Below are 22908 nucleotides of genomic sequence, written 5' to 3' on the forward strand. Positions count from 1 at the left end.
GTGACGACCCGAAGCCGGCCCGGCGCGGCGTGCTGCGCGCCCTGGGGCTGGCTGCCGGCGCGGCCACCCTGCCTGCCACCCTGCCTGCCTTGGCGCAACGGGCGGATGCCGTGCCCCCCCGGCGAGGCCCGCAAGGAAAGCGCGGCCCAGCGCATCGCCCCCCGCTACCGGGAGAGCGAGCATGTGCGGGCCTACTACCGCACCAACCGGTACGAAAACTGAGACGGGGAGGGAGCGCCGCGATGCTGCTCAAGCGATCGGATGGCCGGGCCGCGAAACAGCGCCTCGCCTCCGCCTATCAGGGCCTGTCGGGCGGCGGGCTGGACCGCCGCGGCTTCCTGCGCCAGGCCGGGCTCGGCGGCGCCGGGCTGGCGGCGCTGGGCGGCATCGGCCCCGGCGCGGTGCGGCCGGCGGCGGCCGGGCCGACCAATTTCGGCGCGCCGATCGAGCGGCGGAAGAATGTCTGCACCCATTGCTCGGTCGGCTGCACCGTCATCGCCGAGGTGCAGGAGGGCGTCTGGGTCGGCCAGGAACCCGCCTGGGAATCGCCCCTCAACCGCGGCACGCATTGCGCCAAGGGCGCCTCGGTGCGGGAGCTGGTGCATGGCGACCGCCGGCTGAAATACCCGATGAAGCTGGTCGGCGGCGAATGGCGCCGCATCGGCTGGGACCAGGCGCTGGACGAGATCGCCGACAAGCTGATGGCGGTGCGCCAGGCCTCCGGCCCGGATTCGGTCTTCTGGCTCGGCAGCGCCAAGATGTCGAACGAGGGCTCCTACCTGTTCCGCAAGCTCGGCGCCTTCTGGGGCACCAACAACACCGACCACCAGGCCCGCATCTGCCATTCCACCACCGTCGCCGGCGTCGCCAATACCTGGGGCTACGGCGCGATGACGAACAGCTACAACGACATCCGCAACAGCCGCACCCTGGTCGTCATGGGCGGCAACCCGGCCGAGGCGCATCCGGTCTCGCTGCAGCACCTGCTGAGCGGCAAGGAGACCAACCGGGCGCATCTGATCGTCATCGACCCGCGCTTCACCCGCACCGCCGCGCATGCCACGGAATATGTCCGCATGCGCCCGGGCACCGACATCCCCATCATCTGGGGCCTGCTCTGGCACGTCTTCCAGAATGGCTGGGAGGACAAGGAGTTCATCCGCCAGCGGGTCTACGGCATGGAGGAGGTCCGCAAGGAGGTCGCGAAGTGGAACCCCCCGGGAGGTTGAGCGGGTCACCGGCATTCCCGAGGCGCAGCTCCGCAAGGTGGCCGAGACTTTCGCCACGCAGAAGCCCGCCACCCTGATCTGGTGCATGGGCGCGACCCAGCACACGGTCGGCACCGCCAATGTGCGCGCCTTCTGCATCCTGCTGCTGGCCACCGGCAATGTCGGCGGCAACGGCAACGGCGCCAATATCTTCCGCGGCCATTGCAACGTGCAGGGCGCGACGGATGTGGGCCTCGATGTGGTGACGCTGCCCTTCTATTACGGGCTGGACGAGAATGCCTGGCGGCACTGGTGCCGGGTCTGGGACGTCCCCTTCGAGAGCATGGCGGCGCGCTTCGACACGCCCCAGATGATGGGCGTGCCCGGCATCCCCACCACCCGCTACTTCGACGCGGTGCAGATGCCCGGCCAGGGCGCGAAGCGCGAGGGCGACGAGAACTATCTCCAGCAGCGCGACAGCCTGAAGGCCATGGTGGTCTTCGGCCATGGCGGCAATACCGTGACCCGCATGCCGGAAGCGGCTAAGGGGCTGGAGAAGCTCGACCTGCTGGTGGTGGCCGACCCGCATCCCACCACCTTCGCGGTGCTGGCGAACCGGCGCGAGAACACCTACCTGCTGCCGATCTGCACGCAGTTCGAGACCAGCGGCAGCCGCACCGCCTCCAACCGCTCGCTGCAATGGGGCAGCAAGGTGGTGGAGCCGATCTTCGAATCGAAGGACGACTACGAGGCGATGTACCGCCTGGCCGGGGCGCTGGACCGCGCGGCGGAGCGGCGCGCCATGCCGGTGCGCTTCCAGGCGGAGCTGTTCAAGCATATCGAGGTGCAGGGGCAGCAGCCCTCGGCCGAGAGCATCCTGCGCGAGATCAACCGCGGCTCCTGGAGCACGGGCTATAGCGGCCAGTCGCCGGAACGCCTCAAGCTGCACATGGCGAACCAGCAGCATTTCGACCTGGTGAGCCTCCGCGGCAAGGAAGGCACGCCGGTGGCGGGCGATTTCTACGGCCTGCCCTGGCCCTGCTGGGGCACGCCGGAGATGAAGCATCCCGGCACCCACATCCTCTACAACACCAACCTGCATGTGAAGGACGGCGGCGGCACCTTCCGCGCCCGCTTCGGCGTGGAGCGCAACGGCGAGACGCTGCTGGCCGAGGGCAGTTGGCCCAAGGGGTCCGAGATCGAGGACGGCTACCCGGAATTCACCGTGGCGGTGCTGAAGCGGCTCGGCTGGTTCGACGAGTTGACGGCGCCCGAGAAGGCCAGCCTGGAGCACCATTTCGGCGCCAATATCGACCGCGCGAGCTGGTCCACCGACCTTTCCGGCGGCATCATCCGGGTGGCGATGGAGCATGGCTGCATGCATTACGGCAACGGCAAGGCCCGGGCCAATGCCTGGAACCTGCCGGACCCGGTGCCGGTGCACCGCGAGCCGATCTACACGCCGCGCACCGACCTCATCGCGCAATACCCGACGCTGCCGGACCGGCGCGGCTTCCGCCTGCCGCATCTCGGGCAGAGCGTGCAGGCGCGCTCCAATACGGTGGGCCGCGACTTCCCCATCGTGCTGACCACCGGCCGGCTGGTGGAATACGAGGGCGGCGGCGAGGAGACGCGTTCCAACAAATGGCTGGCCGAGTTGCAGCAGGACATGTTCGTGGAGATCAATCCGGGCGATGCGCAATCGCGCGGCATCCGCGACGGCCAATGGGTCTGGGTGACCGGGCCGGAAAGCAATAGCCGCGCCAGGGTGAAGGCGCTGGTGACGGAGCGGGTCGGGCCCGGCGTCGCCTTCATGCCCTTCCATTTCGGCGGCTGGTTCATGGGCGAGGACCTGCGGGGGAGGTATCCCACCGGCACCGACCCGATCGTGCTCGGCGAGAGCGCGAACACCATCACCACCTATGGCTACGATCCCGTGACCTTCATGCAGGAAACCAAGGTCACTCTTTGTCAGATCAGGAGCGCCTGACCATGGCTGCGATCGAGAGGCGTCGCATGGCGCGGAGCGTGAATCGCAGCCACTCCCGGAGGGAGACACACTGATGGCAAGGCTGAAATTCCTCTGCGACGCCGACCGCTGCATCGAGTGCAACGCCTGCGTCACCGCCTGCAAGAACGAGAACGAGGTGCCCTGGGGCATCAACCGCCGCCGCGTGGTCACCATCAACGACGGCAAGCCGGGCGAGCGCTCCATCTCCATGGCCTGCATGCACTGCACCGACGCGCCCTGCGCCGCGGTCTGCCCGGTCTCCTGCTTCTACGGCACCGCGGATGGGCTGGTGCTGCACGACAAGGACCTCTGCATCGGCTGCGGCTACTGCTTCTACGCCTGCCCCTTCGGCGCGCCGCAATACCCGCGGGTGGGGAATTTCGGCGGCCGCGGCAAGATGGACAAGTGCACCTACTGCGCCGGCGGGCCGCAGGCCGACAACTCGGCGGTGGAATACGCGCAATACGGCGCCAACCGCCTGGCCGAGGGCAAGCTGCCGCTCTGCGCCGAGATGTGCTCGACCAAGGCGCTGCTGGCCGGGGATGGCGAGATCATCGCCGCCATCTACAAGGAACGGGTGCAGCGCCGCGGCTATGGCTCCGGCGCCTGGGGCTGGCGCACCGCCTACAAGGAGGGCCTGGCCGTATGATGCGCCGCATCCTGCCCCTCGCCCTGCTGCTGCTGGCAGCGCCGGCCACCGCCCAGGACCGTTCCCCGGGCCTCTCCGGCAATCTCCCGGCCGGGGCGCCGGAAGTGCAGGCGCCGGTGCCGGAAGTGGGCGATGGTCGCGGCGGCCAGCCCGCCGGCCAGCCCCCCGCCACCACCGAGCAGGCGCCGCCGACCGGCGCGCCCGCGCCCGCCGTGGCCCCCGTCGCGCCGGCGGCACAGCCCGCGCGCCCGGCGCCGGCCACCGATGCCTTGCGCGGAGAGATCTCGGCCGAGGAGCTGGGATTGCAGCGCGCCCTGCAGGGCGGCCGCATCGAGGGCCGCATCACCATCCCGGACCGCCAGGCGGCCAGCCTGATCCAGCCCGAGGGCAGGGAGTGGCGCGTCTTCCACAACCGCACCCTGGCCTGGACCGGCGGCATCGCCGTGCTCGGCATGCTGGGCGTGCTGGCGCTGTTCTACCTGGTGCGCGGCCGCATCCGCATCGAGTCCGGCTGGTCCGGCCGCAGCCTGCTGCGCTTCGACCTGCTGGAGCGGGCGAACCACTGGATGGTGGCGAGCAGCTTCATCGTCCTGGCGCTCTCCGGCCTGAACCTCACCTTCGGCCGCTACCTGCTGCTGCCGCTGATCGGGCCGGAAGCCTTCACCGCGCTGAGCCATTACGGGAAGCTGGCGCATAACTTCCTGGCCTTCCCCTTCACCCTCGGACTGGTGGTGATGCTGCTGCTCTGGGTCAGGGACAATCTGCCGAACCGCATCGACCTTGCCTGGCTCCGCGCCGGCGGCGGCTTCCTGGGCCGCGGGCATCCGGCCGCGGAGCGGTTCAATGCCGGGCAGAAGCTGGTCTTCTGGATCACCGTGCTGGGTGGCGGGCTGGTCGCCGCCTCGGGCTTTGTGCTGCTCTTCCCCTTCGCCGTCACCGATATCGGCGGCATGCAGTGGGCGCAACGCATCCACGGGATCCTCTCCGTGCTGATGATCGCGGCCATGCTGGGGCATATCTATATCGGCACGCTCGGCACCGAAGGCGCCTATGAGGCGATGGGCAGCGGCCGGGTGGACTACAATTACGCCAAGGAGCATCACAGCCTGTGGGTGGACGAGGAACTGGCCAAGGCCCGCGAGACGGTGGCGCCCCCCGGCGGCGCCAGGGTGGCGGGGGCGGATTAGCCCGCGATTGTCCCGGGTGGAAACACCCAGGACGTGAATCGCTGGCTCAACAAGGGCCAGAGCCATGCGGCTGATCGGCCTCGCCGGCTGGAGCGGGGCCGGGAAGACCACCCTGCTGGTCCGGCTGATCCCCTGCCTGGCCGGGCGCGGGGTGGGGGTTTCCACCATCAAGCACGCGCACCACGCCTTCGATGTGGACCGGCCGGGCAAGGATTCCTGGGAACACCGCCAGGCCGGGGCGCGGCAGGTGCTGGTCGGCTCCGCGCTCCGCTGGGCGCTGATGACCGAGCTGCGCGGGGCGCCGGAGCCCGATCTCCGTTTCCTGCTCTCCCGCCTCTCGCCGGTCGATCTGGTGATCGTGGAGGGGTTCAAGCGGGACGCCCACCCGAAGATCGAGGTGCATCGCGGCGCCAATGGCAAGCCCTGGCGCCACCCGGAGGACCCCGCCATCGCCGCCATCGCCAGCGATACCCGCCCCATTGGCACGGATCTGCCCTGGGCGCATCTGGACGATGTGGAGCGGATCGCCGATCTGGTGCTGCGATACGCGGTGGACAGCACGGAATTCTAGGGGCGCTCGATCATGGCGCAGCTATCGGACGACTGCTTCGCCTTCGGCGGGCCGCTGCTCTCGGTGGAGGCGGCGGCGGGGCTGATCGCCGCGCGCATTCCGCCGCTCGGCGGCGCGGAGGAGGTGCCGCTCGGCGCCGCCACCGGCCGGGTGCTGGCGCGGGACCTGCGGGCGCCGCTGCCGCTGCCGCCCTTCTTCAACGCCGCGGTGGATGGCTATGCCTTCCGCCATGCCGATCTTCGGTCCGGTGCCGGGCCCGATGCGCCAACCCCCCTGCAACTCGGCGGCCGCGTGGCGGCGGGCCAGGCGGCGGCGGCGCTGCGGCCGGGCGAGGCGGCGCGCATCTTCACTGGCGCCCCCATGCCGCCCGGCGCCGATACCGTGCTGATGCAGGAGGATGCCCTGCTGGAGGCCGGCGCGGTGCTGGTGCCGCCGGGGCTGACGCGCGGCGCCAATGCCCGCCCGGCCGGCGAGGACGTGGCGCAGGGCGCCCTGGCGCTGGCCGCCGGGCGGCGGCTCCGGGCGCCCGAGATCGGCCTGGCCGCGGCGCTCGGCCAGGCGCGGCTGCCGGTGGCGCCGCTGGTCCGGGTCGGCGTCTTCTCCACCGGGGATGAGCTGGCCTCGCCGGGCCAGGCGCTCGGCTCGGCCCAGACCTATGACAGCAACCGCTTCACCCTGCTGGCGCTGCTCGCCGGGCTGCCGGTGGCGGCGAGCGACCTCGGCATCCTGCCGGACCGCGCCGAGGCGACGGCGGCGGCGCTGCGGCAGGCGGCGGGCTCGCATGACCTGCTGCTGACCTCGGGCGGCGTCTCGACCGGGGAGGAGGACCATGTGCGCGCCGCCATCGAGGCGGGCGGGCGGCTGGTCTTCTGGCGCCTGGCGGTGAAGCCCGGCCGGCCGGCGGCGATGGGGGTGGTGGGGGGGCACGCCGGTGGTCGGCCTGCCCGGCAACCCGGTGGCGGCGGTGGTGACCTTCCTGCACTTGGCCCGGCCGCTGGTGCTGCGCCTGGCCGGCGCGGCGCCGGAGGCGCTGCCGCGCTTCCCGGCCCGGGCCGATTTCGCCTACCGCAAGAAGGCGGGGCGGCGCGAATACGTGCGGGTGCGGCTGCTGCCTGGCGCGGCGCTGCCGGTGGCGGCGAAATTCGCGCGCGAGGGGGCGGGGCTGCTTTCCTCCCTGACGGAGAGCGACGCCTTCGCCGATTGCCCGAGGATGTCACCGCCCTGGCGCCCGGCGACACCGTGCAGGTGCTGCCCTTCGCCGCGCTGTTCTAGGAGGCACCATGTCCGAGCATCTCCGCACCAGCCTGGAGGGTGGCGTGCTGACGCTGCGCCTCGATCGGCCGGCGAAGAAGAACGCGCTGACCCGCGCGATGTATGGCGCCCTCTCGGCCGGGCTGGCGATGGCAGCGCGCGACGATGCCGTGCGGGTGGTGCTGCTGGCCGGCGGCGCGGATTTCACCGCCGGCAACGACATCGGCGATTTCGCCGGCCCGGCCGAGGGCGTGCCGCGCGTCTCCGCCGCCTTCGACTTCCTGGAGGCGCTGGCGGGTTTCCCGAAGCCCCTGGTCGCCGCGCTGCGCGGCGTGGCGATCGGCGTCGGCACCACGCTGCTACTGCATTGCGATGCCGCGGTGGCGGCGCGCGATGCGCGGCTGCAGATGCCCTTCACCCGCCTGGGTGTCGTGCCGGAGGCAGGGTCGAGCCTGCTGCTGGGCGGCTTCCTCGGCCAGGCGCGGGCCTCCTGGCTGCTGCTGAGCGGGGAGCCGATGGATGGCGCCACGGCCGCCGCGGCGGGGCTCGTCACCCGCGCGGTGGAGGATGCGGAGGTGGAGGCCGCGGCCGCCGCCATGGCCGCGACCCTGGCCGCCCTGCCGCCCGGGGCCGTGGCGGAGACCAAGCGGCTGATCCGCGCCCCGCACCGCGCGGCGCTGGCCGCGAGCATGGCAGCGGAGCGGGAAGCCTTCGCGGCCCGGCTGAAGACCGCGGAGGCGCAGGCGATCTTCGCGGCCTTCCTGGCGAAATCCAGGGGCGGCTAGGGCAGGGCAGCGTTGCTCACGGCCTATCCGCAGCGGGCTCCGGTGCGGCGCCGGCCGGCGCGAAGGGGCTGAGCACGAACCAGGAGCGGAAGGCGGCCACGTCCTGGCGCGAACCGTCGAGGCGCAGCCAACCCTCCCGCAGCGCCTGGTCGATGCTGACATGGCCGAGCCAGATCTGCGTCAGCACGCGCGGGCTGGCCGCGACGAAGAGGTCGACCTCGAAGCCCGGATCCCTGTAGCAGAGATCCACGGCATCGGGCTCGAAGACCAGCCACCAGCGCTGCCGCCGGGGCAGCGCGCCGGCCAGGTGGAACTCCGCCACGAACCGCCCGCCGCCGGGCCGGGCCCGGTTCGTCACGGTGCGGCGGATGTCCCACATCAGCAGGTCCGGATCGAGGTTCGCGGGCCCGGTCAGGTCATGGCGCATCCAGCGCTGCGCCCAGAGCCCCATCCGCTCGACGATCGGGAAGAGGTCGTGCCCGGCCGGCGTCAGGTGGTACTCCGATCCGCCATGGGCACTTGGCCGCCGCTCCACGATGCCGGCGAATTCCAGCTCCCTCAGGCGGCGCGCCAGGAGCGAGGAGGACATGCGCGGCACGCCGCGTTGCAGGTCGTTGAAGCGGGTGCTGCCGAGCAGCAGCTCGCGGATCACCAGCGGCGTCCACCGTTCCGCCAGGACCTCGGCGGCGATGGCGACGGGGCAGAACTGGCCGTATCCCCGCGTCTCGGTCATGCGGAACCCTATCAGGGGCAGGGGGGGGCGCGCCACTTCACATATTGCAGTTGTTTCCCCGGCGCCCCGGGCCGAGCCTGCCGCGGCGGATCGAACCGGGAGCTACGGCCATGAAGGGCAATCTCGACCTGCAAGCACTCGTGGAGGAGATCGGACCACGCTTCGCCGAGGGCGCGGCCGAGCGCGATGCCGGCGATGTCTTCGCCGCCGGCAATTACGACCTCCTCAAGCAACACAAGGTATTCTCCGCGCTGGTGCCGGCGGAGCTCGGCGGCGGGGGGCGAGCTACGGCGCCATGTGCGCCTTCCTCCGCCGCCTCGCGCATTTCTGCCCCTCGACGGCGCTCGCGCTTTCGATGCATCAGCACCTCGTCGCGGCGGCGGCCTACAACCACCGCAACGGCCGGCCTGGCCGGGCGCTGCTGGAGCGGGTCGCGGCGGGCGAGGTCGTGCTGGTCTCGACCGGCGCCGGCGACTGGATGGAGTCGAACGGCAGGGTGGAGCGCGCCGAGGGGGGCTTCCGGGTCAGCGCCAGGAAGCCGTTCTGCAGCGGCGCGCCGAGGGGCGGCGTGCTGGTCACCTCGGCCCCCTTCGAGGATCCGGCGGAGGGCTGGCAGGTCCTGCACTTCCCGGTGCCCTTCTCCGCGCCGGGGCTCTCGCTCGCCGATGACTGGCACACCCTCGGCATGCGGGCCACCGGATCGCAGACGGTCGTCCTCGACGGGGTCTTCGTGCCGGAGGAGGCGATCGCCCTGCGGCGGCCGCGCGGCCGGTTCCACCCGGCCTGGAACGTCATCCTGACGGTGGCGATGCCGCTCATCATGTCGGTCTATGCCGGCCTGGCCGAGGCGGCGGCGGGGATCGGCCGGGAACAGGCGCGGCGGCGGCCGGGCGATCCCGTCCTGCCCTGCCTGCTCGGCGAGCTCGGCAACCACCTGACGATGGCGCAGCTCGCCGTGGACGACATGGTCCGGCTGGCGCGGGACCTCGACTTCACCATGGACCTGGAGCTGACCAGCGCGATCCTGACGCGCAAGACGATCGCCGCCGAGCATGTCCTGGCCACCGTCGAGAAGGCGCTGGAAGTGGCGGGCGGCGCCGGCTTCTACCGCGGCCCCGGGCTCGAGCGCCTGCTGCGGGACGCGCATGGGGCGCAGTTCCACCCGCTGCCGGCCAGGCGCCAGCAGCGCTTCGCCGGCCGGGTCGTGCTCGGCCTCGATCCCATTGCGGAGGTCGCCTGACGCCGGGCGGCGCGGAGGCGGCAGGAGGATCAGACCGGCAGTCGCAGCCTGGCCCTGAGCCCGCCCAGCGGGCTCTCCTCCAGCATGATGTCGCCGCCATGCGCCCGCACGATGTCCCGCGCGATGGCGAGGCCGAGCCCGGTGCCGTCCGGGGCGGAGGTGGAGAAGGGGCGGAAGGCGCCCTCCCGGTCGTCCACCGGGATGCCCGGCCCATCGTCATCCACCGTCACCTGCGCCCAGAGATGGCTGCCCTCGCCGCGCGGCCCGGCCAGGCCGCCGCGCGGCACCGCCTCCACCGCCACCGCGATCCGCTGCGCATGCCGGCGGGCATTGTCGAGCAGGTTGCCGAGCACGCGCCGCACCGCATCGGGGCGGAGCGGCATCAGCAGCGTCTCCGGCGCCGACACCTCCACCTCCACCGCGGTGCCGGAGCGGCGCGCCTTGGCGGCGACATCCTGCACCAGCGCCACCAGGTCGGCCGGGCGGGTCTGCTCGGTGCCCTCGCCGCGGGCAAAGGTGAGATAGGCGGCGATCATCCGCTCCATCTCCTCGACATCCTGGGTGAGCGCGGCCAGGTCCTCCTCCAGCTCCGGCGCGCGCGGCAGCATGGCCAGCGCCAGCCGCATCCGGGTGAGCGGCGTGCGGAGGTCGTGGCTGATGCCGGCCAGCATCTCGGTGCGCTGGCCGACGAAGCGGCGGATGCGCTCCTGCATGCGGTTGAAGGCCGCCGCCGCCTGGCGCACCTCGATGGCGCCCTCCGGCTTGATGCTGCCGACATCGCGGCCGAGCCCGAACGCCTCCGCCGCCACGGCGAGGCGGCGGATGGCGCGCACCTGGTTCTTCATGAACAGCACCGCGACCCCCGAGAGCAGCAGCGCCGAGCCCACCAGCCAGATGACGAAGAGATAGAGCGTCGCGGTGAACAGGCGCTTGCGCGGCGCCTCCACATGCAGCACGCCATCCGGCAATTGCACGCGGATGATGACGCTGCGCGGGTCGCTCTGCCAGTCGGTGTCGAAGGCGGCCCGCACCCGCTCACTGAGGGCGCGGTCGAGGTCCTCCTCCAGCGGCAGCAGCGGCATGCTGGCGCGGCGCTCCACCACCTGGAAGCGGGCGCCCTGCTCGAAGGCCAGGTTGAGGTCGAGCCGCCAGGCGGCCTCGCGGAAGATCCAGGGGCGGTTCTCCGGCGGCTCCCGCCGCAGCAGCTCGACCATCATCGCCACGTCCCCGGCCACGCCGCCGGCGAGCCGGCGCGAGATGACGTCGAGATGCCCGCCATAGAACAATTGCAGCGCCACCGCCTGGAGCACCAGCATCGGCACCAGGATGATGAGGATGGAGCGGCCGAGCAGCCCGCGCGGCAGCACCGCGCGCAGCACCCGGTTGAGCGGCCTGCCGGCGGCGAGCGCCACGCCGTCGCTCACGGCCCCGGCCGCAGCACGTAGCCGCGGTGGCGGACGGTGTGCAGGAAGCGCGGCTCGCGCGGGTCGGGCTCGATCTTGCGCCGGAGCCGCGTCACCTGCACGTCGATGGCGCGCTCCCCGGCCTCGGGCGTGCCGAGCGCGGTGGCGATCTCCTCGCGCCGCAGCACCTCCCCGGCGCGGCGGGCCAGCGCCGAGAGCAGCGCCGCCTCGCCGCCGGTGAGCCGCACGGTGCCCTCCGGCCCGCGCAGTTCCGAGCGTTCCGCGTCGAACCAGCGCGGGCCGAGCTGCACCGGGGCCTGCAAGAGCGGCTGCGGCGGCGGCGTCGCGCGGCGCAGGATGGTGCGGATGCGCAGCGCCAGCTCGCGCGGGTCGAAGGGTTTCTGCAGGTAGTCGTCGGCGCCATGCTCGAAACCGGCGACGCGGTCGTCCGGGGCGCCGCGGGCGGTGAGCATCAGGACGGGGACATTGTTGCCCTCCTGGCGCAAGGCTTCCGCGAGTTCCAGGCCGCTTTCGCCGGGCATCATCACGTCCAGCACCACCAGGTCGAAGGCGACGGCGGCCAGCGCCGCCCGTGCCGCGGCGGCATCCGGCGCGGCGCTGACGCGGAACCCCTGCTCCGCCAGGAAGCGTTGCAACAGGGCGCGCAGCCTGGCGTCGTCATCGACGACCAGCAGATGCAACACATCCCCGGCCTGGGCTTCCGCTGACATCCTCCCCTCCTCGGTTCAACCGGTCCGCGCCAGAGGTGGGGTTGATGCGCGCAAAGGGGAGGGGGTCTCCCGCGCTTCGGTGCGGGCGAGCTGCGCCCGCGCCTCCGGCCCCATCAGCCCGCGCATCACCCGGCGGAACCCCTCCACCGCCACTGGCCCGGCCTCGCGATAGGCATGCATGACCCATTCGCGCTGCCGCTCGAAAAGCCGGCGCTCCAGCGCCTCGCCCTTGGCGGTGAGGGAGAGCAGCCGCTGCCGCCGGTCGTTGCGGCCGGGCGCCTGCAGCACATAGCCCTGCTCCACCAGCGGCGTCAGCACCCGGCCGAGCGACTGCTTGGTGATGCCGAGGATCAGCAGCAGGTCGCCCACCGTGATTCCCGGCCGGCGGCCGACGAAATGCAGCACCCGGTGATGCGCCCGCCCCATGCCGAGCTCCACCAGGATGGCATCGGCGCCGGCGGTGAAGTCGCGATAGCCGAAGAACAGCAGGTCCTGGGCGAGGCGCAGCTCCTCCTCCCGCAAGAACAGCAGGTTGCGGCCGGCGGCGCGGCCTTCCCGGCGCGGGGCTTCCGGCGCCTCGGGCTCCGGCCTGGTTTCAGGACTTTCCGGCATGGCTGCCATGTCGCGACCGATCCCCAGCTTTGGTCAGCATCATTGACACATCTGGCGCAAGGATTCTAGCTTGCCGGTGCTGCACGAAAGGAAATTGCCCAAACCGGGCATATTTTGGAGGTAAGCCCCATGGCCCTGGTTCCCTACGACGATCGCGACGGCTGGATCTGGTGGGACGGGGAGTTCGTGCCCTGGCGTTCGGCCCAGCTGCATGTCCTCAGCCACGGCCTGCATTATGCCAGCGCGGTCTTCGAAGGCGAGCGGTGCTATTCGGGCCATATCTTCAAGCTGCGGGCGCATACCGAACGCCTCATCGCCTCCGCCCGCATCCTCGGCTTCGAGATTCCCTGGACCGCCGAGCAGATCGACGCCGCCTGCACCGAGACGGTGCGGCGGAACGGCTTCACCGATGCCTATGTCCGCCCGATCGCCTGGCGCGGCGCCGAGGAGATGGGGGTCGCGGCGCAGCACACCAAGGTGCATCTGGCGATCGCCACCTGGGAATGGGGCGCCTATTTCGGCGTGGAGCAGCGCATGAAGGGGGTGAACCTGGCCATGGCCAAGTGGCGCCGGCCGCACCCGGAGACCGCGCCCACCGCCAGCAAGGCCGCCGGCCTCTACATGATCGGCACCATGTCGAAGCACGCCGCCATGGACCAGGGCGCCGACGACGCGCTGATGCTGGACTGGAAGGGCGACGTGGCGGAGGCGACCGGTGCCAATATCTTCTTCAACATGGGCGGCGAGCTGCATACGCCCACCCCGATCTGCTTCCTGGACGGCATCACCCGCCGCACGGTGATGGGCCTGGCCAAGCAGCATCAGGTGAAGGTGGTGGAGCGCACCATCGCCGAGTCCGAGATGAAGGATGCCAACGAGGTCTTCCTGGCCGGCACCGCGGCCGAGGTGACGCCGGTGCGGCAGATCGGCGACCTCACCTTCACCCCGGGCAAGCTGACCGAGACGCTGATGCGCGACTACGAGGCGCTGGTGCGGCTGAGCCCGGAGGAAGTGGCGCGGCGCGGCGCCTGAAGGATGCGGCGGGACCGGCGTAATCCGGTCCCGCGCCCGCGTCACCCCAGGTTCCGCAGCGCCAGATAGAGGCCGAGCACCAGCAGCAGCACCTGCACCACCTGGCGGAACCGCGCCTCCGGCATGCCCTGCCGCAGCCGCCGGCCGATCGCCATGCCAAGGAAGGCCGGCGCCAGCGCCGCGACGGAGCCGAGGCCGAGTTCCGGCGGCAGCAGCCCCTGCCCGGCGAGCGCCACCGAGAGGCAGACCGTCGCCACCACGGCGCCCAGGCCGAAGCCCTGCACGAAGACATCGGGCGGCAGCCGCAGCGCCGAGAGCCAGGGCGCGGCCGGCACCATGAAGCTGCCGGTCAGCCCCGCCAGGATCCCGGACAGCCCGCCCATGACGGGCGAGAGCCAGCGCTCCTTCCTCGGCGAGGGCACCGGCCAATGCGGCCCGAACAGCGCCACGGCGGCGGAGGCCACCAGCACGACCCCGAGCAGGCCGGCCAGGATGCGCGCATCCGTCCGGGAGAGCATGCCCGCCGCCGCCAGGGTGCCGATCGCCGCCGCCAGCAGGAAGCCCCAGAGCCGCCGTAGCGCCGGGCGCAGCGCGCCGCCGGCCAGCGCCTGCCAGATATTGGCGGCGATGGTCGGCACCAGGACCAGTGGCATCGCCTCCGGCAGCGACCGGGTCAGCGCCAGAAGGCCGAGGCTGATGGTGGGCAGGCCGAAGCCGGCGATTCCCTTCACCAGCCCGCCCAACAGGAAGATGCCGAAGACCAGCAAGGCGTCGGCGAGGTCGATCGAGAGGCTCACCCTTGCTCCTTATGCCGATGCTGCCGGATCATTCCTGATCTGCGGCCCGGGCCCGGTCTTAGCCCGGATCGCGCTTCCATGTTGCGGTCGCGGGCGAAACCTCGGCCAGGCCAGCAGCCCGGCCAGCGGCAGCAGCCAGGCGATGCGCGCCTGGTAGCGGTCATGCGGACCGCTCAGCGCGCCGGTGGCCGCGGCATTGGCGACCAGCCCGGCCAGGACGCAGAGCACCAGGCCGAGCCGCCGCGTGTCGCCCGCCCGCGCCGCGCGCCAGCCCGCCAGCAGGGTGGCCAGCGTGCCGAGCAGCAGCACCGCCCGGTGCGGCCAAAGGAAGGGCGCCGCCGCCGCCGGCAGCAACCCGCGCGCCTGGAGGGACTGCGCGAAGCGCTCCTGCTCCGCCGCCGGAAAGCCCTGCGCCAGGCGCAGCCCGACCGTGGCCTCCAGATGCTCGGGCCCCAGCACATCGCCGACCCCGGCCATGCCGAGTTGCCGCAGCGTATTCGCCACCCCGCTGCGCAGCACGCCGAGCGGTTCCCGCCACAGCGTCTGCCGGATGATCTCGCCGGCTTCCGGCGCCAGGCTGATGGGGCCGCCGGGCCTGGCCCCATCCAGCCGCGGTGCCCAGACCGGGCCATCGCCGCTCCAGAGGAAGACGTCCGAATCCACCGGCAGCCGCCCCGCCCAGCGGCAGAGGTGCCAGCCGGCGCCGGGGCAGCGGGCCTCGATGGTGCGCGCCGCCGGCCCATCGGCCACCAGCCGCGCCAGGGCGAAGACCGCGCCATAGGGCGAGAGCGCGAGCCGCCCATGCCCCACCCAATTCGTGCCGAGCAGCAGCAGCAGCGCACCCGCCAGCGGCGTGGCGGCGGCCAGCACCGGAGGCCAGCGCCGGCGCAGCAGCGCCACCGGCAGCAGCAGCGCCACCGCGACCGGCAGGTGCGACAGATGCGCCGCGACGGCGAGCATGGCCACCAGCCCGAGCCCGCATCGCTCCGCCGGCGCCAGCCGGTCGCCGCCGAAGCCGAGCAGGAAGACCGCCAGCACCAGCGCCGGTGCCAGGATGTCCGGCATCAGCAGCGCCGTGAACCAGGGCGCGGCGGTGAGGGCGGCGAGCCCGGCGCAAAGCAGCAGATGCGCGCCCAGAGCGGATCGCGGACAGGCGTGAACCTCCGGGAGCGTGAATCTGCTCTGCAAACAAACAGCTACGGCGGATTGGCGTTCAGGAATGAACGCAATCCGCCGTAGCCCGGCCCGGCCCCGCAGCACCCGCTGCACCAGCCAGATCAGCCAGGACAGCAGCAGCCCCTGCGCGACCGCCGGCAGCCAGAGGCTGGCCCGCCAGTGGAAGGCATGCAGCAGCGGCCCGAAGACATAGGGCTTGTCCCAGACCACCAGGCCGAGCAGGGTCTGCGCCAGGAAGGCGCCGGTATCGCTGAAGACCAGCGGATAGCCGTTCAGCAGCGCCGGCCAGAGCAGCAGCGCCGCGCCGCCCGCGATCGCCGCGGCGGCGGTCTGCCGGCTCTCCGGCTGGCTCATTCGGCGATGGAGAACAGCTCGATCACATTGCCCTCCGGGTCGGCGATCCGCAGCAGGCGGGGTGGCGCGCCGCCGGCGCCGGGCGCCTCCAGCACGGCGATCCGCGCCGTCATCATGCGGCGGTGCCAGCGGTCCAGCTCCGCATCCGTCACCGGGAAGGCGAGCAGGGTGCCCGCCTCGCAGGGGGGCTCGCGGAGCTGCGGGAACAGCGCATCGCCGCGCGGCCGCAGCACCAGCTCCACCCCGCCCAGCGCGAAGCTCGGCGGGCCCGCGGGGATCGCCACCGGCCCGGAGGGGCTGAGGCCGAGGATGCGGGCGTAGAATTCGCGCTGCCGGCGCGGGTCCCGGCAGGCCAGCTCCACCCGGGCCAGCGGGCCGAGGGTCAAGTCCCACCGTCCGGGGGGGGCGCGGACCAGCGCGCGGCGGCCGCGTCATCCGCCGATTTCGCCTCCACCCAGCGGTCCCGGCCGCCGGCGAATTCCTCCCGCTTCCAGAAGGGCGCGCCGGTCTTCAGCCAATCGATCAGGAAGGCGCAGGATTCCAGCGCGGCGGCCCGGTGCGTGGAGGCGGTGAGCACCAGCACGATCGGCGCCCCGGGGGCCAGCCGGCCGACCCGGTGGATGACGGTGCAGCCGGAGAGCGGCCAGCGGGCGCAGGCTTCCGCGGCGATGCGGGCGATGGCCCGCTCGGTCATGCCGGGGTAGTGCTCCAGCACCAGCGCGGCCAGGCCGTCATCGGCGCGGCAGAGGCCGACGAAGCTGGCGAGGCCGCCGATATCGGTGCGCCCGGCGGCCAGCGCCGCGCTCTCCGCCGCGAGGTCGAAGGGCGCCTCCTGCACCCGCACCGTCACCTGGCCCATGCGCCGCCCTCCCTACAGCGGATTGCGTTCATTTCTGAACGCCAATCCGCTGTAGCTCTTTGTTTGCAGAGCAGATTCACGCTTCCGGACGTCCACGTCCGTCCGCGATCCGCTCTATCCACCGGTCACCGGGGGGAAGAAGGCGACCTCATCGGCCGGGCCCACCGGCTGGTCCGGGGCCGCGAAATCCTGGTTCACCGCGGCGCGGATCTGCCCCGCATTGGCGAAGGCCGCCGCATGGCCGGGGCTTTGGCGGCTGAGCCAGGCCATCAGCCCGGCCACATCCGCGACCTCCGGCGGCGGCGCGACCTCCTCCTCGGCGATGCCGACCTTCTGGCGAACCCAGGCGAAATACAACACGCGCATTGGATGTCCCGCTCCGGAGCAATATCGCCATGGCTGTGGCCGGGCGGCGATTCCGCGGCGATCAACTTGCTCGTGAAGATCAGGCCGGGGCCCGTCGGCGCCAGCCTGTCGTGTTTCTGGCCGGCCAGGCCCTAGCGCGGCACCGGCACCACCTGCACCTGGCCGTCCGGGCCGATGATGGTGGCATTCGGCCCGTCGCGGTGGATGACGCCGCTGCCGCCGCCCGGCCTGGTGAAGCTCTGGATCCGGTCGGTGCCGCCGCTGGTCACTGCCGGGCCCTGCGGGGTCGGGATGACTTGGCCCTCGACGCGCGCCGGCGGCCGCTCGGGCAGCGGCGGCAAGGGACGGGCGACGCTGGGGCTGGGAAAGTCGGGCTGGTCGAGCGGCGGCGGCGGCGGCGAGGAACTGCCCCGCAACCGGCTGGGCACGCCGCGCCCGGTGGTCGGCGGCAGGTCGCGCGGCTGGATGCTGGGCTGGTAGCTCGGGATGCCGCGCAGCGCGGCATCCGGATTGGCCAGGGTGGCGCGCGGCGCCTCCTCCGCCGGCCAGACATTGCCGGGCTCGGTCTGCAGGGCCTCGACGGTGGAGGGCAGGCCGCGCACCCGCTGGATGGTCGTGCTTTCCTCCGGGGTGCCCGGCCGCATGCCGCCCCAGGGCGCACCGAAGCGGGTGCCGGTGTTGGAGAGCGCATCCGCCACGCCGTAGCTGGCATTGTCGAACCAGGTGCAGCCGCCGAGCAGCAGCGCCATCCCCAAGGCCGGGACGCCCAGCACCACCGATCCTGCCCGTCCGCCGTTCCGTCCCATAGACAACTCCTGACGCCCGGAACCGCCGGGCGATATGCGGAAGATGCGCCGCCGCCGCCCGCGCCTCAAGGCCGCAGCAGCGGGCCGGGGCGGCGTTCCGGGGCAGGCTGCCCGGCCGGGTTGCCGCCGGGCTTCCCGGTATCCTGCTCCGCATGGCGCAGCCCGGCCAGCAGGTAGTCCCATCCGGTCAGCAAAGTCAGCGCCGCCGCGGTCCAGAGCATCGCCTCGCCGATCAGCGAGACCGGCAGGAAGCCCAGATGCAGCACCGAGGCGGCGGTATCCCCGGCCAGCAGGGTGCCGAGCGCGCCCATCTGGAAGCCGGTCTTCCACTTGGCCAGCCGCGTCACCGGCAGGCCGATTCGCAAGCCCGCCAGGTATTCGCGCAGGCCCGAGACCAGGATCTCCCGCAGCAGGATGACGATGGCGGGGTAGAGCGCCAGGCCCGAAAGCCGGTCGTGCCCGGCCAGCAGCATCAGCGCCGCGCCGACCAGCAGCTTATCCGCGATCGGGTCCAGCATACGGCCGAAGCCGGTGATCTGCTGCCGCTGCCGGGCGATCTTGCCATCGAAGTAGTCGGTGATGGCGGCGACCGAGAAGACCGCGCAGGCCGCGACATCGCCCCAGGGTTCGCGCAGCGCCACCAGCACCACCAGCAGGGGGATGGCGGCGATTCGGGAGAGGGTCAGCAGGTTGGGCAGGTCGGTCGGCATGGCCAGGGGCAGGGGCTTCCGTGTTGCGGCACCCTTTAGAGCAAAAGCGCCGTGACTGAAATCGTGCAAGCGATTCCAGGGTAATGAATTTGCTCAGGAAACCAGAGCGGCGCGGGCTCGCCGGAGGTGAATGCGCGCCTGCGCCGCCTCCGTCCGCGACCTGCCCTCAGGCATTCTGCGCCGCCGCGCCGTGCTGGGCCTGGCCGGGGTGGAAATGCCCGTGGATGCGGCGCGCCATGCCGGGGCCGATGCCGGGGCAATTCTCCAGATCCTCCAGCCCCGCCTGCCGCACCCCGCGGGCCGAGCCGAAATGGTTCAGCAGCCGGCGCTTGATGGCGCTGCCGACGCCGGGAATCTCGTCCAGCTCGCTTTTCGTCAGCGCCCGGGAACGGCCGGCACGGTGGGTGGTGATGGCGAAGCGGTGCGCCTCGTCGCGCAGCCTTTGCAGATAATAGAGCACCGGGTCGCGCGGCGGCAGTTGCAGGGGCTCGTGGCCGGTGCGGTGGAACCATTCGCGGCCGGCATCGCGGTCCGGCCCCTTGGCTACGGCGACCAGCGGGATGTCGTGCACACCAAGCTCGGCCAGCACCTCCCGCGCCGCGCTGAGCTGGCCCTGGCCGCCATCGATCAGCACCAGGTCCGGCCAGGTGCCGCTTTCCCGCTCCGGGTCCTCCTTCAGGGCGCGACCGAAGCGGCGCTCGAAGACCTCGCGCATCATGGCGAAGTCGTCACCGGGCTTCAGGGGACCCTTGATGGAGAATTTGCGATAGGCCTGCTTCAGGAACCCGGCCGGGCCGGCGGCGACCATCACCCCATAGGCATTGGTGCCCTGGATATGGCTGTTGTCATAGACCTCGATCCGCTCCGGCGTGGCCGGCAGGTCGAAGACCCGCGCCACGCCCTGCAGCAGCGCCTCCTGCGCGGTGCCCTCGGCGAGCTTGCGTTCCAGCGCCTCCCGCGCATTGGTTTCGGCATGCTCCACGGCGGCGCGCTTGTCGCCGCGCTGCGGCCGGTGCAGCTCCACCTTGCGGCCGGCCTTGAGCGTCAGCGCCTCGGCGATCAGTTCGCGTTCCGGCGGCTCGTGGCTGAGCAGCACCAGGGGCGGCGGCGGCAGGTCGTCGTAGAGTTGGGCGAGGAAGGCGCCGAGCACCTCTTCCGGCGGCTGGTCCTGTTTCGCGTGGCTCAGGAAGAAGGGGCGGTTGCCGTTGTTGCGGCCGCCGCGGAAGAAGAAGACCTGCACACAGGACTGCCCGGCCAATTGGTGCAGCGCCACCACATCGGCATCGCCGATGCCATCCATGTTGATGCGGTCGCGCCCCTGCACATGCGTCAGGCCGCGGATGCGGTCGCGCAGCGCCGCCGCCCGCTCGAATTCCAGGCGCTCGGCCGCCGCCTCCATCTCCCGTGCCAGGTTCTGCTGGATGGAGGGGGTCTCTCCGGAGAGGAACTGCCTCGCCTGGCGCACCAGCTCGGCATAGTCCTCCTGGCTGATGCGGCCGACGCAGGGGGCGGAGCAGCGGCGGATCTGATAGAGCAGGCAGGGCCGGTCGCGGCTCTCGAAGACCGTGTCGCGGCAGGAGCGCAGCAGGAAGACCCGTTGCAGCGCCGCCAGGGTCTGGTTCACCGCCCAGACCGAGGCGAAGGGCCCCCAATAGCTGGCCCCCTTGCGCCGCTCGCCCCGGTGCTTGGCGATCTGCGGATAGGGGTGGTCCTCGGTCAGCAGCAGCCAGGGATAGGATTTGTCGTCCCTGAGGACGATGTTGTAGCGCGGCCGCAACCGCTTGATGAGGTTGGCCTCCAGCAGCAGCGCCTCGGCCTCGCTGGCGGTGGTGATGATCTCCAGGCTGCGGGTCTCGTGCACCATCCGGCGCAGCCGCTCCGGCAGGCGGGCGATCTGGGTATAGCTGTAAACACGCTTCCTCAGCGCCCGCGCCTTGCCGACATAGAGCGCATCCCCCTTGGCATCGAGCATCCGGTAGACGCCGGGGGAGAGCGGCAGGGTGGCGAGCGCCGCCTCGATCACCCGGACGCCGTCGATGACGGGGGCGATCTCTGGAGCTTCGGCGGAAACCGCGGGGCCTTCTGCTTCGGTGGGGGTCATGGCGCTGGATTAGGGATGGGCGGCCCCCAGGGGCAAGCGCGGGTTCTCCACGGAAGCTGTGGAAAACTCTGTGGATGCGGGCCGGTGAAGGGGTCGAAAATGGCTGTCATCCGCCAGTCACAAGTGATTGCCCAAAGATGAGGCATATAAATCTTGTTTCGAATTTCCAGTGGCTTAGCCGAAAATCCCCTGTCTGGAATAAGTCAACGGCAACAAAACCCTTGACGCCAGGATGAGTCCTCTCGGAACCGTGATCGCAGTGGACAAGTTACGCCAGGGAACTGTTTCAACTGCGCGTCCGCTCGATGACAACGCCCACGGTCGCGACGTCCGGGAAGGCATCGGGCTTCTCCACGGAAACCCGGGCCCGGAGAACGCGCGGGTCGGCCAGCGCGGCGGCCGCGATCCGCTCCGCCAGCGTTTCAACCAGAAATGTGTGTTCCTTGGCGACGGCGGCCTGGGCGGCGCGCACCACCCTTTCGTAGTCCACCACTCGGCGCAGGTCGTCGGCGCCGATGCCGGCCGGCGCCGCCTCGTCCTCCACCGCCAGTTCCACGCCGATGACCACGCGCTGCGGCGCCGCCTTCTCGTGCGGATGCACGCCAAGCCGGGCCTGCAAGGCCAGGCCGCGGACAAAGACCAGACGTTCCCGCGCCGTGGCGCTGGGGGCGCTGAAGGGGCTGCCTGAGGGACAGCCGGTCATTCGCCGAGGGGGTCCGTGGCCATGGCAGGGCTCCATTGCAGGTGCTGCCCGCCATCGAGGGCGATCATCTGGCCGGTCATGGCGGGCAGCGCCAGGATGGCCAGGGCGGCACGCGCCACCTCCTCCGGACCGGAGCCGCGGCGCAGCGGCACGGAGGCGCATTGCCGGGCGAATTGCGCCGGCGTCTGGCGCGGGCTGGGCAGGGCAGGGCCGGGGCCGATGGCATTCACCCGGATGCGCGGCGCCAGCGCCAGCGCCAATTGCTGCGTCAGGGCCCAGAGCCCGGCCTTGGACAGGCTGTAGGAGATGAAATGCGGGGTCAGCGACCAGACCCGCTGGTCCAGCATGTTCAGCACCAGCCCCTCCGCCGCAGCGGGCAGGGCGCGGGCGAAGGCCTGGGCCAGCACGAAGGGCGCGCGCAGATTGGGCTCCAGGTGGCGGTCCCAGCTTTCCCGCGTGGCATCGTGCCATTCGTCGCGCTCGAAGGCGGAAGCGTTGTTGACGAGCACGCCGATGGGGCCGAGCGCCGCCATGGCGGCCGGCAGCAGGGCCGTGACCTCCGCCTCCCGCCCCAGTTCGGCCCGCAGGGTCACGGCGCGGCGGCCGAGGCGCCGGATGGCGGCGGCGGTTTCCTCCGCCTCCGCGGCGCTGCCGCCGTAATGGATGGCCAGGTCGAATCCCGCCTCCGCCAGGCCGAGCGCGATGGCGCGGCCGAGGCGCCTGGCGCCGCCGGTGACGAGCGCGGCGCGGGGGATGGTGGGGGGGGATGGGGAGCATCACGCCCGCCCTGTAGCGCGGAGCCGGGGCGGCGTCACGCGCCGGCATCGGCGGCCCGCCGCACCTCCTCCCGGATATCCGCCATCAGCCGGGCCTTCAGCGCGCCGAATTCCGGCGTGGTCTTCACCGTCCAGTCGCGCGGATAGGGCAGCGGCACCGGCACCTCGGCCTTGATGCGGCCGGGCCGGGCGGACATCACCAGGACGCGGCTGGCCAGGAACACCGCCTCGTCGATGTCATGCGTCACGAAAAGCACCGTCTTGCGGCCGCCGGCGGCCTCGGGGTCGTCCCAGATCTCCAGCAGCAATTCCTGCATCAGTTCTCGGGTCTGGTGGTCGAGCGCGCCGAAGGGCTCGTCCAGCAGCAGGATCTCGGGGTCGTTGGCGAGCGCCCGGGCCAGGGCGCAACGCTGCTGCATGCCGCCCGAGAGCTGGCGCGGCCAATGGTTCTCGAAACCGCGCAGCCCGGTGCGGGCGATGAAGCGGGCGGCGATCCCGCGCTGCTGCGCCTCCGGCAGGCCGCGCTCGCGCAGCCCATAGCGGATGTTCTGCTCGACCGTCAGCCAGGGAAACAGGGTGTAGGACTGGAAGACCATGCCGCGGTCCGGGCCGGGGCCGGTGACGGGCAGGCCGCCGAGCGTCACGCTGCCACCGCTCGGCCGGTCCAGCCCAGCGACGATGCGCAGCAGCGTGGACTTGCCGCAGCCGGAGGGGCCGAGGATGGCGACGAACTCGCCGGGCGCCACGCTCAGGCTGGTTGGTTGCAGCGCGAGCGTCGGCGCGGCCCGTCCCTGCCCGGGGAAGGTGCGGGTGACGCCCTCGATGCGCAACTCACGCTCGCTCATGC

At 71.9% G+C, this 22908-nt stretch carries 22 protein-coding genes and 3 pseudogenes; 9 read left to right on the forward strand and 16 right to left on the reverse strand.

The annotated features are described in order from the left end of the window. The first annotated feature begins 242 nt into the window (after nt 1-242). The 7 genes and pseudogenes from KSF81_RS08930 to KSF81_RS08955 all read left to right on the forward strand — a co-directional run bounded on the left by KSF81_RS08930 (nt 243) and on the right by KSF81_RS08955 (nt 7662). Nucleotides 243-3198: pseudogene (locus KSF81_RS08930) on the forward strand (formate dehydrogenase subunit alpha). Between the two features lie 73 nt (nt 3199-3271). Next, complete coding sequence (gene fdh3B / locus KSF81_RS08935) at nt 3272-3868, forward strand: formate dehydrogenase FDH3 subunit beta (RefSeq protein WP_217378674.1); 597 nt, start codon at nt 3272-3274, stop codon at nt 3866-3868. Continuing rightward, nucleotides 3865-5055: a formate dehydrogenase subunit gamma gene (locus KSF81_RS08940; protein ID WP_217378675.1), complete on the forward strand. Its 1191-nt coding sequence runs from the start codon at nt 3865-3867 to the stop codon at nt 5053-5055. Before fdh3B ends, KSF81_RS08940 begins: the two co-directional genes overlap by 4 nt. Nucleotides 5056-5119: 64 nt before the next feature. Continuing rightward, complete coding sequence (gene mobB / locus KSF81_RS08945; protein WP_217378676.1) at nt 5120-5626, forward strand: molybdopterin-guanine dinucleotide biosynthesis protein B; 507 nt, start codon at nt 5120-5122, stop codon at nt 5624-5626. A 12-nt stretch (nt 5627-5638) separates the two neighbouring features. Next, nucleotides 5639-6532, forward strand: a pseudogene (locus KSF81_RS08950) (molybdopterin molybdotransferase MoeA); the annotation flags it as partial. 193 nt (nt 6533-6725) lie between these two features. Beyond that, nucleotides 6726-6776: pseudogene (locus KSF81_RS31360) on the forward strand (hypothetical protein); the annotation flags it as partial. A 130-nt stretch (nt 6777-6906) separates the two neighbouring features. Continuing rightward, a complete protein-coding gene (locus tag KSF81_RS08955) occupies nt 6907-7662 on the forward strand; it encodes an enoyl-CoA hydratase-related protein (RefSeq protein WP_217378677.1) in 756 nt (251 codons plus the stop codon). A 16-nt stretch (nt 7663-7678) separates the two neighbouring features. On the opposite strand, the gene KSF81_RS08960 is transcribed toward KSF81_RS08955, so the two are convergent. Next, nucleotides 7679-8395, reverse strand: coding sequence for a helix-turn-helix domain-containing protein (locus KSF81_RS08960; RefSeq protein ID WP_217378678.1), 717 nt, complete (start codon nt 8393-8395; stop codon nt 7679-7681). A gap of 11 nt (nt 8396-8406) precedes the next feature. Continuing rightward, on the reverse strand, nt 8407-8628 hold the full coding sequence (locus KSF81_RS08965) for a hypothetical protein (RefSeq protein ID WP_217378679.1): 222 nt from the start codon (nt 8626-8628) through the stop codon (nt 8407-8409). A gap of 62 nt (nt 8629-8690) precedes the next feature. Here KSF81_RS08965 and KSF81_RS08970 point away from each other — a divergent pair, with 62 nt between their 5' ends. Next, complete coding sequence (locus KSF81_RS08970) at nt 8691-9635, forward strand: acyl-CoA dehydrogenase family protein (RefSeq protein WP_217378680.1); 945 nt, start codon at nt 8691-8693, stop codon at nt 9633-9635. 29 nt (nt 9636-9664) lie between these two features. Here KSF81_RS08970 and KSF81_RS08975 read toward each other — a convergent pair whose 3' ends face one another. The 3 genes from KSF81_RS08975 to KSF81_RS08985 are packed head-to-tail and all read right to left on the reverse strand — an operon-like array spanning nt 9665 to nt 12390. Next, on the reverse strand, nt 9665-11059 hold the full coding sequence (locus KSF81_RS08975; protein ID WP_309139513.1) for an ATP-binding protein: 1395 nt from the start codon (nt 11057-11059) through the stop codon (nt 9665-9667). Then, on the reverse strand, nt 11056-11769 hold the full coding sequence (locus KSF81_RS08980; protein ID WP_217378681.1) for a response regulator: 714 nt from the start codon (nt 11767-11769) through the stop codon (nt 11056-11058). The genes KSF81_RS08975 and KSF81_RS08980 overlap by 4 nt, the downstream gene beginning before the upstream one ends. Nucleotides 11770-11784: 15 nt before the next feature. Then, nucleotides 11785-12390, reverse strand: coding sequence for a MarR family winged helix-turn-helix transcriptional regulator (locus tag KSF81_RS08985; protein ID WP_254453429.1), 606 nt, complete (start codon nt 12388-12390; stop codon nt 11785-11787). A 120-nt stretch (nt 12391-12510) separates the two neighbouring features. Between KSF81_RS08985 and KSF81_RS08990 the strand changes: the two genes are divergently transcribed. Continuing rightward, nucleotides 12511-13413: a branched-chain amino acid aminotransferase gene (locus KSF81_RS08990; RefSeq protein WP_217378682.1), complete on the forward strand. Its 903-nt coding sequence runs from the start codon at nt 12511-12513 to the stop codon at nt 13411-13413. A 41-nt stretch (nt 13414-13454) separates the two neighbouring features. Here the strand turns inward: KSF81_RS08990 and KSF81_RS08995 are convergent, their stop codons facing one another. The 11 genes from KSF81_RS08995 to KSF81_RS09045 form a co-directional block, all read right to left on the reverse strand. Next, entirely contained in the window at nt 13455-14210 is a 756-nt protein-coding gene (locus KSF81_RS08995; RefSeq protein ID WP_217378683.1) for a sulfite exporter TauE/SafE family protein, read from the reverse strand. A gap of 9 nt (nt 14211-14219) precedes the next feature. Further along, entirely contained in the window at nt 14220-15740 is a 1521-nt protein-coding gene (locus KSF81_RS09000; RefSeq protein ID WP_217378684.1) for a hypothetical protein, read from the reverse strand. Further along, complete coding sequence (locus KSF81_RS09005; RefSeq protein ID WP_217378685.1) at nt 15737-16126, reverse strand: VOC family protein; 390 nt, start codon at nt 16124-16126, stop codon at nt 15737-15739. Before KSF81_RS09005 ends, KSF81_RS09000 begins: the two co-directional genes overlap by 4 nt. Further along, on the reverse strand, nt 16123-16599 hold the full coding sequence (locus KSF81_RS09010; protein ID WP_217378686.1) for a molybdenum cofactor biosynthesis protein MoaE: 477 nt from the start codon (nt 16597-16599) through the stop codon (nt 16123-16125). The genes KSF81_RS09005 and KSF81_RS09010 overlap by 4 nt, the downstream gene beginning before the upstream one ends. A 114-nt stretch (nt 16600-16713) precedes the next feature. Further along, nucleotides 16714-16965, reverse strand: a complete 252-nt coding sequence (moaD, locus tag KSF81_RS09015) for a molybdopterin converting factor subunit 1 (RefSeq protein WP_217378687.1) — start codon at nt 16963-16965, stop codon at nt 16714-16716. Nucleotides 16966-17096: 131 nt separating this feature from the next. Beyond that, nucleotides 17097-17738, reverse strand: coding sequence for a hypothetical protein (locus KSF81_RS09020; protein ID WP_217378688.1), 642 nt, complete (start codon nt 17736-17738; stop codon nt 17097-17099). A gap of 98 nt (nt 17739-17836) precedes the next feature. After that, nucleotides 17837-18481 carry a CDP-diacylglycerol--glycerol-3-phosphate 3-phosphatidyltransferase gene (pgsA, locus tag KSF81_RS09025; protein WP_217378689.1) on the reverse strand — a complete coding sequence of 215 codons (645 nt, stop codon included), beginning with the start codon at nt 18479-18481 and terminating at the stop codon, nt 17837-17839. 166 nt (nt 18482-18647) lie between these two features. Further along, a complete protein-coding gene (gene uvrC, locus KSF81_RS09030) occupies nt 18648-20582 on the reverse strand; it encodes an excinuclease ABC subunit UvrC (protein WP_217378690.1) in 1935 nt (644 codons plus the stop codon). A 286-nt stretch (nt 20583-20868) separates the two neighbouring features. Next, a complete protein-coding gene (gene folB / locus KSF81_RS09035) occupies nt 20869-21285 on the reverse strand; it encodes a dihydroneopterin aldolase (RefSeq protein WP_217378691.1) in 417 nt (138 codons plus the stop codon). Beyond that, nucleotides 21282-22040: an SDR family oxidoreductase gene (locus KSF81_RS09040; RefSeq protein WP_217381629.1), complete on the reverse strand. Its 759-nt coding sequence runs from the start codon at nt 22038-22040 to the stop codon at nt 21282-21284. The genes folB and KSF81_RS09040 overlap by 4 nt, the downstream gene beginning before the upstream one ends. Nucleotides 22041-22096: 56 nt before the next feature. Then, nucleotides 22097-22906 carry an ABC transporter ATP-binding protein gene (locus KSF81_RS09045; RefSeq protein WP_217378692.1) on the reverse strand — a complete coding sequence of 270 codons (810 nt, stop codon included), beginning with the start codon at nt 22904-22906 and terminating at the stop codon, nt 22097-22099. Nucleotides 22907-22908: the final 2 nt, after the last annotated feature.

It is taken from the genome of Siccirubricoccus sp. G192 (genome assembly GCF_019084075.1).
GTDB lineage: Bacteria > Pseudomonadota > Alphaproteobacteria > Acetobacterales > Acetobacteraceae > G192.